The organism is Pantoea sp. SS70 (assembly GCF_029866845.1).
In the GTDB taxonomy this organism is placed as follows: Bacteria; Pseudomonadota; Gammaproteobacteria; order Enterobacterales; family Enterobacteriaceae; genus Pantoea; species Pantoea leporis.
The window spans coordinates 847,892-866,652 of record NZ_CP117199.1; the positions used below are offsets into that span (position 1 = coordinate 847,892).

The 18,761-nt window shown below is 53.2% G+C and carries 17 protein-coding genes; 13 read left to right on the forward strand and 4 right to left on the reverse strand.

Going from position 1 to position 18,761, the window contains the following annotated elements:
* Window positions 1–2: 2 nt before the first annotated feature.
* The 4 genes from PO881_RS03765 to map all read right to left on the reverse strand — a co-directional run bounded on the left by PO881_RS03765 (window position 3) and on the right by map (window position 5,109).
* A complete protein-coding gene (locus PO881_RS03765) occupies window positions 3–395 on the reverse strand; it encodes a DUF3461 family protein (protein WP_007893894.1) in 393 nt (130 codons plus the stop codon).
* A gap of 293 nt (window positions 396–688) precedes the next feature.
* Window positions 689–1,513 carry a 2,3,4,5-tetrahydropyridine-2,6-dicarboxylate N-succinyltransferase gene (gene dapD / locus PO881_RS03770; RefSeq protein ID WP_008108489.1) on the reverse strand — a complete coding sequence of 275 codons (825 nt, stop codon included), beginning with the start codon at window positions 1,511–1,513 and terminating at the stop codon, window positions 689–691.
* A 76-nt stretch (window positions 1,514–1,589) separates the two neighbouring features.
* Complete coding sequence (gene glnD, locus PO881_RS03775) at window positions 1,590–4,244, reverse strand: bifunctional uridylyltransferase/uridylyl-removing protein GlnD (protein ID WP_280172870.1); 2,655 nt, start codon at window positions 4,242–4,244, stop codon at window positions 1,590–1,592.
* A gap of 70 nt (window positions 4,245–4,314) precedes the next feature.
* Window positions 4,315–5,109: a type I methionyl aminopeptidase gene (gene map, locus PO881_RS03780; RefSeq protein WP_101762049.1), complete on the reverse strand. Its 795-nt coding sequence runs from the start codon at window positions 5,107–5,109 to the stop codon at window positions 4,315–4,317.
* A 318-nt stretch (window positions 5,110–5,427) separates the two neighbouring features.
* Here map and rpsB point away from each other — a divergent pair, with 318 nt between their 5' ends.
* The 13 genes from rpsB (at window position 5,428) to lpxA (ending at window position 18,759) form a co-directional block, all read left to right on the forward strand.
* Entirely contained in the window at window positions 5,428–6,147 is a 720-nt protein-coding gene (gene rpsB / locus PO881_RS03785) for a 30S ribosomal protein S2 (protein ID WP_007893898.1), read from the forward strand.
* Window positions 6,148–6,329: 182 nt separating this feature from the next.
* The gene (tsf, locus tag PO881_RS03790) at window positions 6,330–7,181 is read left to right on the forward strand and encodes a translation elongation factor Ts (protein ID WP_280172479.1); all 852 of its coding nucleotides are present in this window, start codon (window positions 6,330–6,332) and stop codon (window positions 7,179–7,181) included.
* Between the two features lie 154 nt (window positions 7,182–7,335).
* Window positions 7,336–8,061 carry a UMP kinase gene (gene pyrH, locus PO881_RS03795; RefSeq protein ID WP_007893903.1) on the forward strand — a complete coding sequence of 242 codons (726 nt, stop codon included), beginning with the start codon at window positions 7,336–7,338 and terminating at the stop codon, window positions 8,059–8,061.
* Between the two features lie 142 nt (window positions 8,062–8,203).
* The gene (frr, locus tag PO881_RS03800; protein ID WP_036649587.1) at window positions 8,204–8,761 is read left to right on the forward strand and encodes a ribosome recycling factor; all 558 of its coding nucleotides are present in this window, start codon (window positions 8,204–8,206) and stop codon (window positions 8,759–8,761) included.
* A gap of 114 nt (window positions 8,762–8,875) precedes the next feature.
* Window positions 8,876–10,078, forward strand: coding sequence for a 1-deoxy-D-xylulose-5-phosphate reductoisomerase (gene ispC, locus PO881_RS03805; protein WP_192412747.1), 1,203 nt, complete (start codon window positions 8,876–8,878; stop codon window positions 10,076–10,078).
* Window positions 10,079–10,243: 165 nt separating this feature from the next.
* On the forward strand, window positions 10,244–10,996 hold the full coding sequence (gene ispU, locus PO881_RS03810) for a (2E,6E)-farnesyl-diphosphate-specific ditrans,polycis-undecaprenyl-diphosphate synthase (protein ID WP_007893909.1): 753 nt from the start codon (window positions 10,244–10,246) through the stop codon (window positions 10,994–10,996).
* An 18-nt stretch (window positions 10,997–11,014) separates the two neighbouring features.
* Complete coding sequence (gene cdsA / locus PO881_RS03815; protein WP_101762046.1) at window positions 11,015–11,872, forward strand: phosphatidate cytidylyltransferase; 858 nt, start codon at window positions 11,015–11,017, stop codon at window positions 11,870–11,872.
* 12 nt (window positions 11,873–11,884) lie between these two features.
* Window positions 11,885–13,234, forward strand: a complete 1,350-nt coding sequence (rseP, locus tag PO881_RS03820) for a sigma E protease regulator RseP (protein WP_101762045.1) — start codon at window positions 11,885–11,887, stop codon at window positions 13,232–13,234.
* A 51-nt stretch (window positions 13,235–13,285) separates the two neighbouring features.
* Window positions 13,286–15,697, forward strand: coding sequence for an outer membrane protein assembly factor BamA (bamA, locus tag PO881_RS03825; RefSeq protein WP_210080979.1), 2,412 nt, complete (start codon window positions 13,286–13,288; stop codon window positions 15,695–15,697).
* Window positions 15,698–15,792: 95 nt separating this feature from the next.
* Entirely contained in the window at window positions 15,793–16,293 is a 501-nt protein-coding gene (locus tag PO881_RS03830) for an OmpH family outer membrane protein (protein ID WP_007893920.1), read from the forward strand.
* Window positions 16,294–16,296: 3 nt separating this feature from the next.
* Window positions 16,297–17,322 carry a UDP-3-O-(3-hydroxymyristoyl)glucosamine N-acyltransferase gene (lpxD, locus tag PO881_RS03835; protein ID WP_110867574.1) on the forward strand — a complete coding sequence of 342 codons (1,026 nt, stop codon included), beginning with the start codon at window positions 16,297–16,299 and terminating at the stop codon, window positions 17,320–17,322.
* Window positions 17,323–17,511: 189 nt separating this feature from the next.
* Window positions 17,512–17,967, forward strand: coding sequence for a 3-hydroxyacyl-ACP dehydratase FabZ (gene fabZ, locus PO881_RS03840; RefSeq protein ID WP_007893924.1), 456 nt, complete (start codon window positions 17,512–17,514; stop codon window positions 17,965–17,967).
* Window positions 17,968–17,970: 3 nt separating this feature from the next.
* Entirely contained in the window at window positions 17,971–18,759 is a 789-nt protein-coding gene (gene lpxA / locus PO881_RS03845) for an acyl-ACP--UDP-N-acetylglucosamine O-acyltransferase (RefSeq protein ID WP_280172480.1), read from the forward strand.
* Window positions 18,760–18,761 lie beyond the last annotated feature (2 nt).

An 18,761-nucleotide genomic window follows, 5' to 3' on the forward strand; every position in this document is an offset into this window, starting at 1 on the left:
AATTAACGGTTGTTGCGGGTCAGCTGATCAAGGTCTGATTCGATTTCAGCGATCTTGTTCGAAACCACGCTTTCCAGATGGCGCAGATCCGCCAGAATTTTGCGCTTCAGATCCACTTCAACCTGGTCGCGCTGGCAAATCTGGTCCAGCTCATCGATCACATAACGCAGGTTCGGGCTGATTTCCTGCACTTCTTTGTAACCCTGGCTGGTGTGATCGGCGACAACGGTTTTGCGCTGACGTGGATATTTGAATTTCACGCTTTTAGCAAAGAATTCACCTTTGTCTTTGCGGAAGTAGATTTTAAGAATGTCGTTGTTAGCTTCCTGACGCAGGCTGTAACGGTCGATGTCGTCAGGGTTGCTGATACCTAAGCTTTTCAGGTTGTCGTACATAGCGTTTATATTCCATCTAAGAGTGGGTGAGCGCGCAAGACTATCATCATCATTCGGGATGCAGCAGAAACGCGGCAACCGGAACGCTTACGGCATACTTAATCAACTGTAGACACAAAAACCGGGATGAACAGTGCGCGACCGGAGTTAACTTGGCGCGGATTATGAACTGTTTGAAAAATAAACGCACGTGTTAATTCGCGGCGCGAAACAGGTAATTCTGGCGGGAGTGTAAACAAATAATTACGGGCCTGTAGGCAGGCCCGTCGGGAAGATCTTCAGGCAGGAGAAGCTCAGTCGATGCTGCGCAGCAGTTCGTTAATGCCTGTTTTGCTGAGCGTTTTAGCGTCAACTTTCTTCACAATTACCGCGCAGTACAGGCTGTAGCTACCATCTTTAGACGGCAGGTTACCGGAAACCACCACGGAACCCGCTGGAACGCGACCGTAATGCACTTCGCCGGTTTCGCGGTCAAAGATTTTGGTGCTCTGGCCGATGTAAACGCCCATGGAGATCACAGAACCTTCTTCAACGATCACACCTTCAACGATTTCTGAACGTGCGCCAATGAAGCAGTTATCTTCGATGATGGTTGGGTTAGCCTGCAGCGGCTCCAGCACGCCACCGATGCCCACGCCGCCTGACAGGTGGACGTTTTTACCGATCTGCGCGCAAGAACCCACGGTCGCCCAGGTATCAACCATGGTGCCTTCATCAACGTAAGCGCCGATGTTGACGTAGGAAGGCATCAGCACGGTATTACGTGCGATGAATGCGCCCTGACGCACGGCAGCAGGTGGCACAACGCGGAAACCGGCGTTTTTAAAACGCGCTTCATCCCAGCCAGCAAACTTCATTGGCACTTTGTCGTAGAAGCGGGTTTCCGACCCTTCCATGACCTGATTGTCGTTGATGCGGAACGACAACAGCACTGCTTTCTTCAGCCACTGATGCGTTACCCACTCACCGTTGATTTTTTCAGACACGCGCAGTTCACCGCTATCCAGCAGGCCAATAACCTGGGTGATAGCATCGCGGGTCGCGCTGTCTACGCTAGATGGCGTGATGTCGGCGCGGCGCTCAAAGGCAGATTCGATAACGCTCTGTAACTGTTGCATAATGATTTCCTAAGTCTGTAATACGGGTGCCAGCATCGCACTGGCACGGTAAATAAATTTGATTAATCGATTGCGGTCACACTTTATCGTTTGGATTAAGGGCCTCTGTCAACCTCTGTTGCAACACATTGCGCATTTCCACCCCAAGCGCACGTCGCTCACTATCGGCGAGGATGAAAAGATCCTCAACCCGTTCACCAATCGTACTGATGCGTGCGCCGTGCAGCGACACGCCCAAATCGGCGAACACTTCACCCACGCGCGCCAGTAAGCCGGGCTGATCGAGCGCGACCAATTCCAGATAACTGCGGCGGTCGGTGTGCGTCGGCAGGAAATTGACTTCGGTATCGACACTGAAATGCTTGAGGCGCGCAGACTGGCGACGCGTACGCGGCGGAACCCATTCGTTTTGCGTGATGGCTTGTTCCAGCGCCTGAATGATCAGCGGATGGCGATCGGCGGCCAGCGGGCTGCCATCCGGCTCCAGCACAATAAAGGTGTCCATTGCCATGCCATCGCGACTGGTAAAGATCTGCGCATCATGCACGCTGAGATTGCGGCGATCCAACTCGCCGGCCACCGCCGCAAACAGGTGCGGACGATCCGGGCTCCAGATAAAGATCTCGGTACCGCCGCGCGTGGCCTGCGGGCTGACCAGCACCAGCGGTTTGTTGAGATCGTGATGAATTAAATGACGCGCATGCCAGGCGAGCTGATTCGGTGTGTGGCGCAGGAAATAGTCGGCGCGGCAGCGGCTCCAGATATGGTGCAAACGCTCTTCGTCGAGGTTTTCCATCCGCAGCAGCGCCAGCGCTTGCAGACGATGATGGCGCACGCGCTCGCGCAGATCCGGGCTGTTTTCCATGCCGCGGCGCAGCTGTTTTTCGGTCGCGAAGAACAGCTCGCGCAACAGGCTCTGCTTCCAGCTGTTCCACAAGCTTTCATTGGTGGCGCAGATATCGGAAACCGTCAGGCACGCCAGATAGCGTAAGCGATTTTCGTTCTGCATCACTTCGGCGAATTGCTGAATCACGGTGGGATCCTGAATATCGCGGCGCTGCGCGGTGACTGACATCAATAAATGATGACGTACCAGCCAGGCAACCAGCTGCGTTTCGCGGGAGTTCAGTCCGTGTAGTTCGGCAAAGTCGAGCGCATCCTGCGCGCCGAGAATGGAGTGATCGCCGTTGCGGCCTTTGGCGATATCGTGCAGCAGCGCAGCCATCAGCAACAGTTCCGGCTGTGGCAGGCGCGGCCAGAGTTCAACGCACAGCGGATGCATCGGGCGCGTGGCTTCGTCGGCAAAACTCTCCAGCTTCTGCAGCACGCGGATGGTGTGCTCATCCACCGTGTAAGCGTGGAACAGATCGAACTGCATCTGACCAACGATGTTGCCCCACAGCGGCGTATAGGCCCATAACACGCTATGACGATGCATCGGCACCAGCGCGCGCTTAACCGCGCCAGGATGACGCAGAATCGCCATAAAGGTTTCACGCGCTTCAGGAATCTGGCATAGAGGCTGCTTCAAATGGCGGCGCGCATAGCGCAGCTGCCGCAGCGTGGTGGAGTAAATACCTTTGATGTTTTCGTTACGCACCATCACGTAGAACATACGCAGGATGGCTTGCGGCTCACGCTCAAACAGCGTGAGATCGCGCAGGTCGATGAGGTCACCGCGAATCTGGAAATCGTCATCAATGTTGCGCGGTTTTTCAGTGGTCGACAGCGCCAGAATCGCTTCATCGAACAGCTGCAGCAGCATTTGATTGAGTTCGCCGATGCGACGCGTGACGCGATAGAAGTCCTTCATCATGCGCTCAACCGGCTCGTTGACTTCGCCCAGATAGTTGAGGCGTTGAGCGACGGTGAGTTGGCGATCGAACAGCAGACGATTGTCATAGCGTGGCAGCGTTAAGTGCAGCGCAAAGCGAATGCGCCACAAAAATTCCTGACACTCGTTGATTTCATTGCGTTCCGCTTCGGTGATAAAGCCGAAACCAACCATCTCATCCATGGTGGTAGCGCCAAAGTGACGGCGCGCCACCCATTGCAGCGTGTGTATGTCGCGCAGGCCGCCGGGGCTGCTTTTGATATCCGGTTCAAGGTTGTAGCTGGTGCCGTGATAGCGCTGGTGGCGCTCCTGTTGCTCTTCAATTTTGGCGGCGAAGAAGCGTGAAGACGGCCAGAAACCATCGCTGAAGATGTTCTTTTGCAGTTCGAGAAACAGCGCCACATCGCCGGTGAGCATGCGCGATTCAATCAGGTTGGTGGCGACCGTAAGATCGGATAAACCTTCCAGCAGGCACTCTTCCAGCGTACGTACGCTGTGACCAACTTCCAGCTTCAAATCCCACATCAGCGTTAGCAGCTCGCTGGTGCGCTGCGCGGCTGTGTCGTCCAGCGGCTGGCGGCTGAGGATCAGCACATCAATATCGGAAAGCGGATGCAGTTCGCCGCGACCATAACCGCCAACGGCAACCAGTGCGATCTCCTTCATCTGGTCGAAACCAAAGAAGCGCCACAGACGACGCAATAAGCGGTCGATAAACAGCGTGCGGGCATCAATCAGAGATTCAATATCGGTGCCCGCATCAAATGCAATGCCCAGGTGCTGCTGGAATTGCTCAAGATAGTGTTTGAGCTGGTCGCGCGTCAGGGCGTCATCGGGCCAGCTGGCGGGGGAATCGGTCAGGCCTTTGTGTACTGCTTCGGTCACGCTACCACTCATCAACATGCCTCTTCATTACGCACATAAAAAAGGCCAGCGATAAGCCGGCCTGGTACTGTTAGCGAGATAATTACGCGACGTTTTCAAGCACCGCTGGAAGGGTGTCGTCTTCACGCAGCGTCAGAATCTCACAGCCGTTTTCTGTCACCACAATAGTATGCTCATACTGCGCGGACAAGCTGCGATCTTTGGTTTTCACGGTCCAGCCATCCTTCATGGTGCGGATGCGGTAATCACCGGCATTGACCATCGGTTCGATGGTGAAGGTCATGCCTGCTTGCAACACCACGCCGCTATCATCCGCGTCGTAATGCAGTACCTGCGGCTCTTCGTGGAAGCCTTTGCCGATGCCGTGACCGCAATACTCGCGCACCACCGAAAAATCCTGTGCTTCGACATACTGCTGAATCGCGCGGCCCAGTTCACGCAGACGAATACCCGGTTTCACCAGACGCAGCGCGATATAGAGACTTTCCTGAGTAACGCGACACAGGCGCTCGCCTTGAATGGTGGCTTTACCGACGATGAACATTTTTGAGGTATCGCCGTGATACTCATCTTTGATCACCGTGACATCGACGTTAACCACGTCGCCATCCTTCAGCACGCGATCGTCGCTCGGAATACCGTGACATACCACTTCATTCACCGAAATACACACCGATTTCGGGAAGCCGTGATAGCCGAGGCAGGCGGAAATCGCCTGCTGCTTCTGCGTGATGTGTTCGTGGCAGAGACGATCCAGTTCTCCGGTGGTGACGCCAGGCACCACGTGCGGGGCAATCATCTCCAGCACTTCAGCGGCAAGGCGGCCCGCCACGCGCATTTTTTCGATTTCTTCAGGGGTTTTAATTGAAATAGCCATTAAATTAATCCGCAATCGTCGAAATTTTCGACAATAATGAGTTCTGTGGCAGTCATGTTAGCAGCCAGCAAAAGGGCTGCCAAATGGCGATTGTCTGCGCCTGCGGCGCTCAACTACTATTGGCGTATTCCTGCGCATTGTGGTATAAAGCGCGCCGACGATTCTCTGTCGCCGACGTTTGGCTGGCAGGAAACGCATAAAACTCATTATGTGTACTAAAACACACATGTATCGACACATACGCCGGGGTGCCTTGAAAGAGGTCGGTCGTATGGGATACATGGAGGCCCAACCCCAAATCAAACTTTAGAGGTAATCATGGCAACTGTTTCAATGCGCGACATGCTCAAGGCTGGTGTTCACTTTGGTCACCAGACCCGTTACTGGAACCCGAAAATGAAGCCATTCATCTTCGGCGCACGTAACAAGGTTCACATCATCAACCTCGAGCAGACTGTGCCAATGTTCAACGACGCTCTGGCTGAGTTGAAAAAGATCTCTTCCCGTAAAGGTAAGATCCTGATCGTTGGTACTAAGCGCGCTGCTGCCGAAGCGGTAAAAGAGTCAGCTCTGAGCTGCGACCAGTTCTTCGTAAACCACCGCTGGTTGGGTGGCATGCTGACTAACTGGAAAACCGTTCGTCAGTCAATCAAACGCCTGAAAGATCTTGAGTCTCAGTCTCAGGACGGTACTTTCGACAAACTGACCAAGAAAGAAGCGCTGATGCGCACTCGCGAACTGGCCAAGCTGGAAAACAGCCTGGGCGGTATCAAAGATATGGGCGGTCTGCCGGATGCACTGTTCGTTGTTGACGCTGATCACGAGCACATCGCTATCAAAGAAGCAAACAACCTGGGTATCCCAGTATTTGCTATCGTTGATACCAACTCTGATCCAGACGGCGTTGACTTCGTTATCCCAGGTAACGACGATGCGATCCGTGCTGTAAGCCTGTACCTGACTGCCGTTGCCACTACCGTGCGCGAAGGCCGTTCACAGGATCTGGCTGAGCAGGCTGAAGAAGCTGCTGAAGCTTAATAAGGTTCGCTCTTTCTAAGAGCCCTTAGACATCAGATGTTATCTGTTAAGGGGGCCGTTCAGGCCCCTTTATTTTATCTAAGTCTGTCACGCTCACTGCAGAGCGAGCGGGGCAGAGTAAATTTTCCGCAACAAGTTTCTGACAGTGTGTGAGCACACAGAGACGAATCGAGGATTCTGGAATGGCTGATATTACCGCTGCATTGGTAAAAGAACTGCGTGAGCGTACTGGCGCAGGCATGATGGACTGCAAAAAAGCGCTGACCGAAGCGAACGGCGACATCGAGCTGGCGATTGAGAACATGCGCAAATCTGGCGCAATCAAAGCGGCTAAGAAAGCAGGCAACGTTGCTGCTGATGGCGTGATCAAAACCAAAATCGCTGACGGCTTCGCGGCGATCCTGGAAGTAAACTGCCAGACCGACTTCGTTGCAAAAGATGGCGGTTTCCAGGCGTTTGCTGACAAGGTTCTGGATGCAGCTGTCGCTGGCAAAGTTACCGATGTGGAAGTTCTGAAAGCGCAGTTCGAAGAAGAACGCGTAGCGCTGGTTACGAAAATCGGTGAGAACATCAACATCCGTCGTATTGCTATCCTGGAAGGCGTTGAGCTGAACAGCTATCAGCATGGCGCACGTATCGGTGTGGTTGTTTCTACCACCGGTGCTGACGAAGAACTGAGCAAGCAAGTTGCTATGCACATCGCTGCAAGCAAGCCAGAATTCGTTAAGCCAGAAGACGTGTCTGCAGACGTGGTTGAGAAAGAGTACCAGGTTCAGCTGGATATCGCCATGCAGTCTGGCAAGCCAAAAGAAATCGCAGAGAAAATGGTTGAAGGCCGCATGAAGAAATTCACCGGCGAAGTTTCTCTGACCGGTCAGGCTTTCGTTATCGACCCAAGCAAAACCGTTGGCCAGGCGTTGAAAGAGAAAAACGCTGACGTCATCAACTTCATCCGCTTCGAAGTGGGCGAAGGCATTGAGAAAGTTGAAGCTGACTTCGCAGCAGAAGTTGCTGCAATGTCCAAACAGTCTTAATGGTCCGAAAGAACCGCCACAAGGCGGTTCTTTTTTGTCTGCGATTTAGTGCAGCACTTTCAGTCTCATCCCAATAGCTTTTCTCGCGGGCTTTGCGGATGATCGACCAGATTTTACTTCTCCTTTTCATCATATCTTCCAGGAAGAACTGACCATGGCGACCAACGCAAAACCTGTATATCAACGTATCCTGCTAAAACTGAGTGGCGAAGCACTGCAAGGTGCCGAAGGTTTTGGCATCGACGCGAGCGTGCTTGACCGCATGGCGCAAGAGGTGAAAGAGCTGGTTGAGCTGGGCATTCAGGTGGGTGTGGTTATTGGTGGCGGTAACCTGTTCCGCGGCGCAGGTCTGGCCCAGGCGGGCATGAACCGTGTGGTCGGCGACCATATGGGCATGCTGGCAACAGTGATGAATGGCCTGGCAATGCGTGACGCGCTGCACCGTGCGTATGTCAATGCGCGCTTGATGTCAGCGATTCCGCTGAACGGCGTGTGTGATAACTACAGCTGGGCAGAAGCGATCAGCCTGCTGCGTAATAACCGCGTCGTGATCTTCGCGGCCGGTACCGGCAACCCGTTCTTTACCACTGACTCTGCAGCCTGCCTGCGCGGCATCGAAATCGAAGCCGACGTGGTACTGAAAGCCACCAAAGTAGACGGCGTCTACTCTGAAGATCCGGTGAAAAACCCGGATGCCACGCTGTATGACCAACTGAGCTATGCAGAAGTGTTGGATAAAGAGCTTAAAGTAATGGATCTCGCCGCCTTTACGCTGGCGCGTGACCACAAGCTGCCTATCCGCGTCTTCAACATGAACAAGCCTGGCGCATTGCGTCGCGTCGTGATGGGTGAAAAAGAAGGCACCCTGATTACGCATTAATACCCGACGCACGTTAAAATAAGGTATATTCTTTTGCCGCGATGCTCTGACATCGCGCAGCAATTAGGATGATCGATGTTTATCGATACCGCTTCCGGTTAGCCCGGAAATGGCCAGGTCAACCGAATTCAAGGGTTTCAACGTGATTAACGACATTAAAAAAGATGCAGACACGCGCATGGAAAAATGTGTGGATGCATTTAAAAACAACATCAGCAAAATCCGCACCGGCCGAGCTTCGCCTTCACTGCTCGACGGCATTGTGGTTCCTTATTACGGTACACCAACGCCGCTGCGCCAGCTGGCTAGCGTGACGGTTGAGGATTCACGTACGTTGAAAATCAACGTATTTGATCGCTCGCTGAGCGCTGCGGTTGAGAAAGCGATTATGACGTCTGATTTGGGTCTGAACCCAAGCTCAGCCGGTAGCGATATTCGTGTGCCGCTGCCAGCGCTGACCGAAGAGCGTCGTAAAGACCTGATCAAGATCGTACGTGGCGAAGCAGAGCAGGGCCGTGTTTCTGTGCGTAACGTCCGCCGTGACGCCAACGATAAGATCAAAGCGCTGCTGAAAGACAAAGAGATCAGCGAAGACGACGAACGTCGTACGCAGGACGAGATCCAGAAAATGACCGATGCGCACATCAAGAGTGTTGATGCCGCATTGGCCGATAAAGAAAAGGAACTGATGGACTTCTAATTCCATCAACTGCTTTTCAAAACGCCGTTCAGAGACGTGTTCGACTCTGGCGGCGTTTTACATTGTGTTCGGCGCTGTTGCGGACACTCTCCACGACTTCACAGGGATAGCATGATGAAGCGATTAACTCTGCTGGGATCGACCGGCTCCATTGGTACCAGCACGCTGGCGGTGATTGCCGCAAATCCTGAACTTTATCAGGTGACCGCGCTGGTGGCTGGCCAGAATGTGGCGTTGATGGCTGAACAATGCCTGCAATTCCAACCGCGCTATGCCGCGATGTCCGACGAGACTTCCGCACAAGCGTTGCGTGAGCGACTGAAAGCACTCAACGTTAATACCGAAGTGCTCTCCGGCGTTCAGGCAGCCTGCGAATTGGCCGCGCTGGATGACGTGGATCAGGTGATGGCGGCGATTGTTGGCGCCTCAGGTTTACAGCCCACCATGGCGGCGATTCGCGCCGGTAAAACCGTGCTGCTGGCCAACAAAGAGTCGCTTGTCACATGCGGCCGTCTGTTTATGGAGGCGGTACGCCAACATCAGGTGCAATTGCTGCCGGTCGATAGCGAGCACAACGCCATTTTTCAGAGTTTACCCGCTTCCATACAGCATCAGTTGGGGTACGCTGATCTGCGGGGAAACGGCATCGAGTCGATTCTCCTTACGGGATCGGGTGGTCCTTTTCGTGACACGCCATTAGCGGATTTAGCCGGTATGTCGCCGGATCAGGCTTGTGCGCATCCGAACTGGTCAATGGGGCGTAAAATCTCCGTTGACTCGGCCACCATGATGAATAAAGGTCTTGAATACATTGAAGCCCGCTGGCTGTTTAATGCGACTGACGCGCAGATGGAGGTGATCCTGCATCCGCAGTCGGTTATCCATTCGATGGTGCGTTATTGCGACGGCAGCGTGCTGGCGCAACTGGGCTCTCCGGATATGCGGACGCCTATTGCGCACAGCATGGCATGGCCAGCACGTATTTCTGCGGGCGTAACGCCGCTCGACTTCACGCGCATGAAGTCGTTGACGTTTTCCGAGCCGGACTACGAGCGCTATCCTTGCCTGAAGCTTGCGATTGATGCCTGTGCCACAGGTCAGGCCGCGACGACATCGCTGAATGCAGCGAATGAAGTGGCGGTGGCAGCTTTTCTGCAGCACCAGATTCGCTTTACCGATATCGCCGCCATCAACAGCGAAGTGCTGGCGTCCCTGAGTTGTCAGGAGCCGGGCAGCATTGACGAGGTGATGGAGATCGATCGGTTAGCGCGCGTGCGTGCCAATGAATTGTTACCGCGCTTTCGTTTAGCAGGTTGATAGTTCCCGCTATTTGTTCGCTCTGGGTGAAAATGGTATAGTCGCTCGCTCGCGTTTCACAGCCGACATTGTTTCGATGTCATCTGGCGTGTTTGCCGGAGTTTGCTGCAGGCGCAATGTATTCAGAAACCACAGCATTTCTGATGAAAGGAATTATTACGCGTTATGTCGTCCAACAATCACAACACAATCGATGACGAGTCGTACTGTACGCCACGTCACGTGGCCATCATTATGGATGGTAATGGTCGCTGGGCAAAAAATCAGGGCAAACTGCGTATTTCAGGCCACAAAGCCGGGGTAAAATCAGTACGCCGGGCTGTCAGCTTTGCGGTTAGCCATAAACTGGAAGCGCTCACGCTTTATGCGTTCAGCAGTGAAAACTGGAGCCGTCCGATTCAGGAAGTGACAGCGTTAATGGAGTTGTTTGTCTGGGCGCTCGACAGCGAAGTCAAAAGCCTGCACAAACACAATGTGCGTCTGCGCATTATTGGCGATATCAGTCGTTTCAATAACCGAATTCAGGAACGCATTCGCCGCGCCGAGGAACTGACTCAGCAAAATAATGGACTGACCCTAAACATTGCTGCCAACTATGGCGGCCGTTGGGATATTATCCAGGGTGCCAGAAAATTGGCCGAACAGGTTCAGGAAGGTTTACTGCGTCCTGACCAGATTACCGAAGAAAGCCTGGCTCCGTATCTGTGTATGCAGGAGCTGGCGCCAGTGGATTTAGTGATAAGGACCGGGGGAGAGCATCGGATTAGCAACTTCCTGCTGTGGCAAATCGCCTATGCTGAGTTTTGGTTTACCGATGTTCTTTGGCCTGATTTTGATGAAAACGTTTTTGAAGGTGCACTGAATGCATTCTCTACGCGGGAGCGACGCTATGGCGGTACTGCACCAGGCGGCGCCTAAGCAATTTGGGGGTAACCTTTGCTGAAGTCTCGTCTGATTACCGCGTTAATTTTGATTCCGCTGGTGATCGCTGCACTGTTCTGGTTACCCCTGTCCGGTTTTGCGATTATCACTATCATCATCTGCATGCTTGCCGCCTGGGAATGGGGGCAGTTTGCCGGCATGAAAACGCGTCAGCAACGTATCTGGCTGGCCGTGCTTTGCGGCCTGTTGCTGTCCGCGATGCTCTTTACCCTTGAACCCTATCAACGCAATCTGCACCAATTCCAGATGGAAGGCTCGCTCTGGGCATCGCTGTTGTGGTGGATTGTCGCGCTCATCTTAGTACTGTTCTATCCCGCTTCTGCCGCGTTGTGGCGTCACTCACGTACGCTGCGCCTGCTGTTTGGCGTGCTCACCTTGATACCGTTCTTCTGGGGCATGATGGCGCTGCGTCAGTATCATTACGATACTGACCATTTCGCCGGCGCATGGTGGCTGCTGTTCGTGATGTTCCTTGTCTGGGGCGCAGATTCCGGTGCTTACATGTTTGGTCGCCTGTTTGGCAAACACAAGCTGGCACCAAAAGTCTCTCCGGGTAAAACCTGGGAAGGTTTCTTCGGTGGCCTATTGTCATCTGCCATCATCGCCTGGCTGTTTGCTCTGCTGGCACCGCTTTCGGTGGCGCCGGGCACGCTCATTATCTGTGCGGTGATTGCGACGCTGGCATCGGTATTGGGCGACCTGACAGAAAGTATGTTCAAGCGTGAAGCGGGCATTAAAGACAGCGGTAACTTGATTCCGGGGCACGGTGGTATTCTCGATCGTATTGATAGCCTGACTGCTGCGGTGCCGGTGTTTGCCTGCCTGCTGCTGTTGGTGTTTCGCACCCTCTGAGGATAGCTGGCGATGTTGAGTATACTCTGGAGTTTTGCCGCCTTTATCGTGGCGCTTGGCGTGCTAATTACCGTGCACGAGTTTGGCCATTTCTGGGTGGCGCGCCGCTGCGGTGTTAAAGTTGAACGTTTCTCGATTGGCTTTGGTAAAGCGCTGTGGCGTCGCAGCGATCGTCAGGGCACCGAATATGTCATCGCGCTGATCCCTCTTGGCGGCTACGTCAAAATGCTCGACGAACGCGTTGAAAGCGTTCCCGCCGAACTACGTCATCAAGCCTTCAACAATAAAACTGTGCTGCAACGTGCTTCGATTATCGCAGCCGGTCCTATCGCCAACTTCATCTTCGCCATCTTTGCTTACTGGGTCGTGTTTATTCACGGCGTGCCGGGTGTGCGTCCTGTAGTTGGTGAAATTCTGAACGGTTCCGTCGCTGCCGAAGCGCAAATTACCTCCGGCATGGAACTTAAAGCGGTAGATGGTATCGAAACGCCTGATTGGGATGCTGTGCGTATGGCGCTGATCGGTAAAATCGGCGACAGCGATGCCACGCTTACCGTCTCGCAATTTGGCGAAGAAGCCACGCAGCAAAAGCAATTAAATTTGCGCGATTGGCAATTTGAGCCTGATAAACAGGATCCGGTGGTCGCTTTAGGTATTCGTCCACGTGGGCCGCAGATTGAAACGACCTTAGCCGAAGTTCAGGCAAACTCACCGGCAAGCAATGCTGGTTTGCAAGCGGGCGATAGGATCGTTAAAGTCGATGGTCAGCCATTATCACAGTGGCAGGCTTTTGCGGCACAGGTGCGGGATAATCCGGGCAAAAACATGGCGCTAGATATCGAGCGCAACGGCGAACCTGTGGCGTTGACGTTAACGCCGGAAGCGAAACCGGGCAATGAAGCGGAAGGCTTCGCGGGTGTCATCCCGCGTGTGATTCCGCTGCCTGATGAGTACAAAACGGTAAGGCAGTATGGACCTTTTGCGGCGATCGGCGAAGCCAGTGTAAAAACCTGGCAGTTGATGAAGCTAACAGTCTCCATGCTGGGCAAGTTGATAATCGGGGATGTGAAGCTGAATAACCTGAGCGGGCCGATTTCGATCGCGCAGGGTGCCGGGTTATCAGCAGAGTACGGGGTGATTTATTACCTGATGTTCCTGGCGCTGATCAGCGTCAACCTGGGCATCATTAACCTGTTCCCTCTGCCGGTTTTAGATGGTGGTCATCTGCTCTTTCTGGCGATCGAAAAGATCAAAGGTGGACCGGTGTCCGAGCGAGTTCAGGACTTTAGTTATCGCATTGGCTCAATCTTGCTAGTGCTGTTAATGGGGCTTGCACTTTTCAATGATTTCTCACGTCTGTAATAGCTGGAACGCATACAGGCGCGGGATGTGTTAGGAAAACGCATAACAACGATGGCGATGAAAAAGTTGCTCATAGCGTCGCTGCTGTTTAGCAGCGCCACCGTTTACGGTGCAGACGATTTCGTAGTGAAGGACATTCATTTCGAAGGTCTCCAGCGAGTCGCCGTCGGCGCGGCTCTGCTCAGCATGCCGGTACGTGTCGGTGATACGGTGAATGACGATGATGTCAGAAACACCATTCGCTCACTGTTCGCCACCGGTAACTTTGAAGATGTGCAGGTTCTGCGTGACGGTACAACCCTGATTGTTCAGGTGAAAGAGCGTCCAACCATTGCCAACATCACTTTCTCCGGCAACAAAGCGGTGAAAGAAGATCAGCTGAAACAGAACCTCGAAGCCTCTGGCGTGCGCGTTGGCGAAGCGCTGGACCGCACCACGCTCTCTTCAATCGAGAAGGGTCTGGAAGACTTCTACTACAGCGTCGGTAAATACACCGCCAGCGTCAAAGCGATTGCTACGCCGCTGCCGCGCAACCGTGTGGATCTGAAATTCGTCTTCCAGGAAGGCGTTTCAGCGCAGATCCAGCAGATCAACATCGTCGGTAATAAAGCATTTACCTCTGATGAACTGATCTCGCGCTTCTCACTGCGTGACGAAGTGCCATGGTGGAACGTGGTGGGCGATCGTAAATACCAGAAACAGAAGTTAGCGGGCGATCTCGAAACCCTGCGCAGCTTCTATCTGGATCGCGGTTATGCGCGTTTCAACATCGATTCCACGCAGGTGAGCCTGACGCCAGATAAGAAAGGCATCTACATCACCGTGAACATCAACGAAGGCGATCAGTACAAGATTGCCGGCGTGATCGTGAACGGCAGCATGGCGGGCCATTCTGCTGAAATCGAAAAGATGACCAGGATTCCAGCGGGTGAGCTGTATAACGGCACTAAAGTCACCCAGATGGAAGATGACATCAAGAAATTGCTGGGTCGCTACGGTTACGCCTATCCGCGCGTAATGACGCAGCCAGAAATCAACGATGCTGACAAAACCGTCAAGCTGCACATCAACGTGGATGCGGGCAACCGTTACTACGTGCGTAAAGTGCGCTTTGAAGGTAACGACACCTCAAAAGATTCCGTACTGCGCCGTGAAATGCGTCAGATGGAAGGTGCCTGGTTGGGCAGCGACCTCGTCGATCAGGGTAAAGAGCGTCTGAATCGTACCGGTTACTTCGAAACCGTGGATGTGGATACGCAACGTGTTCCGGGTGCGCCGGATCAGGTTGATGTGGTCTACAAGGTGAAAGAGCGTAACACCGGTACTTTCAACTTTGGTGTCGGTTACGGTACTGAAAGTGGCGTCAGCTTCCAGGTGGGCGTGACCCAGGAAAACTGGCTCGGCACCGGTAACACTGTTGGCATCAGCGGTACCAAAAACGATTACCAGACCTATGCTGAGTTCTCACTGACCGACCCATACTTCACGGTCGACGGCGTGAGCCTTGGCGGTCGTTTGTTCTATAACGACTTTAAAGCTGATAACGCCGATCTGTCTGACTATACCAACAAAAGTTATGGTCTCGACGGTACGCTGGGCTTCCCGGTCAATGAAAATAATACGCTGCGTGTTGGTTTAGGTTATGTGCATAACGACCTGTCCAACATGCGTCCTCAGGTTGCGATGTGGCGTTATCTCGATTCGGTCGGTCGCCATCAGGGCTTGAACGATGACGGTGATTTCTCTGCAGATGATTTCACCTTCAACTACGGTTGGACCTATAACACTTTAGACCGCGGCTTCTTCCCTACGCGCGGTAACCGTACCAACCTGAACGGTAAAGTGACGATTCCAGGCTCTGATAATGCGTTCTATAAAGCGACATTGGATAGCCAGCAATATGTGCCGCTGAACCGCGATGGTACGTGGGTGGTGTTAGGCCGTGGCCGTGTAGGATATGGTGACGGACTTAATGGAAAAGAGATGCCGTTCTATGAGAACTTCTACGGCGGTGGTTCGAGCACGGTTCGTGGCTTCCAGTCCAACACCATTGGTCCTAAAGCTGCGTACCTGAACGATGGCTCGTCAAACTGTAATATCTCTGATCCAAACGGCGTCTGTAAGTCGGACGATGCGGTCGGTGGTAACGCCATGGCGATTGCCAGCCTGGAGCTGATTACGCCAACGCCGTTCCTGAGCGAGAAGTATGCGAATTCCGTGCGTACCTCAGTGTTTATGGATGCCGGTACCGTTTGGGATACCAAATGGCAGAACACTGCGGAAACACGCGCGGCGGGTGTGCCAGATTACAGCGATCCTAATAACATTCGCGTCTCTGCCGGTGTGGCACTGCAGTGGATGTCACCGTTAGGACCGCTGGTCTTCTCATACGCCCAGCCGATGAAGAAAGTCGAGGGAGACAAGTCAGAGCAATTCCAGTTTAACATTGGTAAAACCTGGTAAGGCTCTGAGCAGGGAAGTGAAAATACCGTCTTGCATGCGTGCTGCCTGATAGTGCGGCGCGCTGCAAACACACACGTTGAGGTAAGGAGTTTATAGTGAAAAAGTTGTTCTGTGCTGCTGCTCTGGGTGTTGCATTAGCTGCTTCTGCGGGTGCCCAAGCGGCTGATAAAGTTGCCGTCGTAAACCTGAGCCAGGTTTTCCAGCAGTCTCCGCAGCGTGCCGCTGTTGCTAAACAGCTTGAAGGTGAATTCCAGAGCCGCGCCTCTGACCTCCAGTCTCAGCAGCAGAAGATCCAGCAAGAAATTCAGGATCTGCAGCGTAATGCATCGACCATGAAAGCGAGCGACCGCACCAAGAAAGAGAAGCAAATCTCTTCTGAGCGTGCTGCCTTTGAACAAAAAGCACAGGCTTTTGACAAAGACAACCAAACTCGTCAGATGCAGGAGCGTAACAAGCTGCTGGCTAAAATCCAGACCGCTGTTCAGTCTGTAGCGAAAAGCGAAGGTTACGATCTGGTTCTGGACTCTCAGGCCGTGCTGTACTCTTCTTCTGATGCTAAAGACATCACTGCTGACGTTGTAAAACAGGTTAAATAATTGATGTCATCAATTCGACTGGCTGATTTAGCCCAGCAGTTGGATGCAGAATTGCACGGAGATGGCGATATCGTCATCTCCGGCATTGCTTCTATGCAATCCGCCACAACTGGCCAAATCACTTTTCTTGCAAACAGCCGCTACCGCGAGCAGCTCGCTACTATCCAGGCTTCAGCCGTGGTGCTGACGGAAGCGGATCTGGAGTGGTGTAAAACGGCCGCCCTGGTGGTGAAAAATCCTTACCTGACTTATGCCCGCATGGCACAACTGCTGGACACCACGCCGCAGCCCGCGCAGAATATCGCGCCCAGCGCGGTGATAGATGCAACGGCTAAGCTGGGTAACAACGTTTCGGTAGGCGCAAATGCGGTGATCGAGTCTGGCGTAGAGCTGGGTGACGACGTCGTTATTGGCGCAGGATGTTTTGTTGGTAAGCAGACGCGTATCGGTCGCGGCTCACGTTTGTGGGCTAACGTCACGATTTATCACGAAATCCAGATTGGTCAGGATTGTCTGATTCAGTCCGGCACCGTCATTGGTGCTGATGGTTTCGGGTATGCTAACGATCGCGGCAATTGGGTGAAAATCCCGCAGCTGGGTACCGTCGTGATTGGTGATCGGGTTGAAATTGGTGCCTGTACTACCATCGATCGCGGCGCGCTGGATAACACTCTGATCGGCAATGGTGTTATCATAGATAACCAGTGTCAGATTGCGCACAACGTCGTGATTGGTGATAACACCGCTGTTGCGGGTGGTGTGATCATGGCGGGTAGTCTGAAGATTGGACGTTACTGTATGATTGGCGGCGCCAGCGTCATTAACGGCCATATGGAAATCTGTGACAAAGTGACCGTAACGGGCATGGGCATGGTAATGCGCCCGATCACAGAGCCAGGCGTATATTCGTCGGGTATTCCACTGCAACCCAACAAAACCTGGCGTAAAACAGCAGCGCTGGTGATGAACATCGATGAAATAAGCAAACGCTTAAAAGCCATCGAACGTAAGGTCGGTAAAGACGACTAAACGCATCCCACGCTACTTGCTTTCATAACAAGAAGTGTACTTTCTTCCACCTTCGGTAACCCGAGAATGGCAGCAGGTATCGTAAGAAAGCGAAACGCCCCGAACTAATTTGCGGCCTGCGGAAGATCATTTTGATCGGTGCAGGCCGTGTTATTGATGCCATCAGATTTTTAGGACAGGAAGAGTATTTTGACTACTGAAACGCATACTCTGAAAATTGAAGAGATTTTAGAACTGCTGCCACACCGCTATCCTTTCTTGCTGGTTGATCGCGTGCTGGATTTTGAAGAGCATAAATATCTGCGCGCGGTGAAGAACGTTTCTGTTAACGAACCGTTTTTCCAGGGACATTTCCCTGGTAAGCCGATTTTCCCAGGCGTTCTGATCCTGGAAGCGATGGCGCAAGCGACCGGTATTCTGGCGTTCAAAAGCGTTGGGAAACTGGAACCAGGCGAACTCTATTACTTCGCTGGTATCGATGAAGCCCGTTTCAAACGTCCGGTTGTGCCGGGCGATCAGATGATCATGGAAGTGACCTTCGAGAAAACCCGTCGTGGTCTGACGCGCTTTAAAGGCGTGGCGACCGTGGACGGCAAAATTGTCTGTGAAGCGACCATGATGTGTGCCCGTAGCCGGGAGGCATAATAAGTGATTGATTCAACCGCCAATATCCATCCCAGTTCTGTCATTGAAGAGGGTGCCGCCATCGGCGCCAATGTTCACATCGGCCCGTTTTGCTTTATCGGCGCTAATGTGGAAATTGGTGAAGGAACCGTACTCAAATCGCACGTGGTGGTGAACGGCCACACGCGTATAGGCAAAGACAATCAGATCTACCAGTTCGCTTCCATCGGTGAAGTGAATCAGGACCTGAAATATGCGGGCGAACCGACGCGCGTTGAAATTGGCGATCGTAACCGCATCCGCGAGAGCGTCACCATTCATCGTGGCACCACACAGGGCGGCAATGTGACTAAAGTCGGCAGCGATAACCTGCTGATGGTGAATGCTCACATTGCGCATGACTGCGTGATCGGCAATCGCTGCATCTTTGCTAACAATGCCACGCTGGGCGGTCACGTCACCGTTGATGATTTTGCGATTATCGGCGGCATGACGGCGGTACATCAGTGGTGCACCATTGGTGCTCACGTGATGGTTGGCGGTTGTTCAGGCGTCGCGCAGGATGTGCCGCCTTATGTCATTGCGCAGGGCAACCACGCAACGCCATACGGTATCAACATCGAAGGTCTGAAGCGTCGCGGCTTTAGCAAAGAAGCGCTGCATGCCATTCGCAACGCGTACAAACTGCTGTACCGCAGCGGCAAAACGCTGGATGAAGTGAAACCAGAGATTGAAGAGCTGGCGAAACAACACAGTGAAGTGCAGCCTTTCTATGACTTCTTTGCCCGTTCAACGCGTGGATTGATTCGTTAATC

Excerpts from the sequence above, each read along its gene's own strand:
- lpxD (WP_110867574.1), top strand. The coding sequence starts at position 16,297 with ATGTCATCAATTCGACTGGCTGATTTAGCCCAGCAGTTGGATGCAGAA.
- tsf (WP_280172479.1), top strand. The coding sequence starts at position 6,330 with ATGGCTGATATTACCGCTGCATTGGTAAAAGAACTGCGTGAGCGTACT.
- ispC (WP_192412747.1), top strand. The coding sequence starts at position 8,876 with ATGAAGCGATTAACTCTGCTGGGATCGACCGGCTCCATTGGTACCAGC.
- rpsB (WP_007893898.1), top strand. The coding sequence starts at position 5,428 with ATGGCAACTGTTTCAATGCGCGACATGCTCAAGGCTGGTGTTCACTTT.
- glnD (WP_280172870.1), bottom strand. The coding sequence starts at position 4,244 with ATGAGTGGTAGCGTGACCGAAGCAGTACACAAAGGCCTGACCGATTCC.
- ispU (WP_007893909.1), top strand. The coding sequence starts at position 10,244 with ATGTCGTCCAACAATCACAACACAATCGATGACGAGTCGTACTGTACG.
- PO881_RS03765 (WP_007893894.1), bottom strand. The coding sequence starts at position 395 with ATGTACGACAACCTGAAAAGCTTAGGTATCAGCAACCCTGACGACATC.
- pyrH (WP_007893903.1), top strand. The coding sequence starts at position 7,336 with ATGGCGACCAACGCAAAACCTGTATATCAACGTATCCTGCTAAAACTG.
- dapD (WP_008108489.1), bottom strand. The coding sequence starts at position 1,513 with ATGCAACAGTTACAGAGCGTTATCGAATCTGCCTTTGAGCGCCGCGCC.
- map (WP_101762049.1), bottom strand. The coding sequence starts at position 5,109 with ATGGCTATTTCAATTAAAACCCCTGAAGAAATCGAAAAAATGCGCGTG.
- bamA (WP_210080979.1), top strand. The coding sequence starts at position 13,286 with ATGGCGATGAAAAAGTTGCTCATAGCGTCGCTGCTGTTTAGCAGCGCC.
- rseP (WP_101762045.1), top strand. The coding sequence starts at position 11,885 with ATGTTGAGTATACTCTGGAGTTTTGCCGCCTTTATCGTGGCGCTTGGC.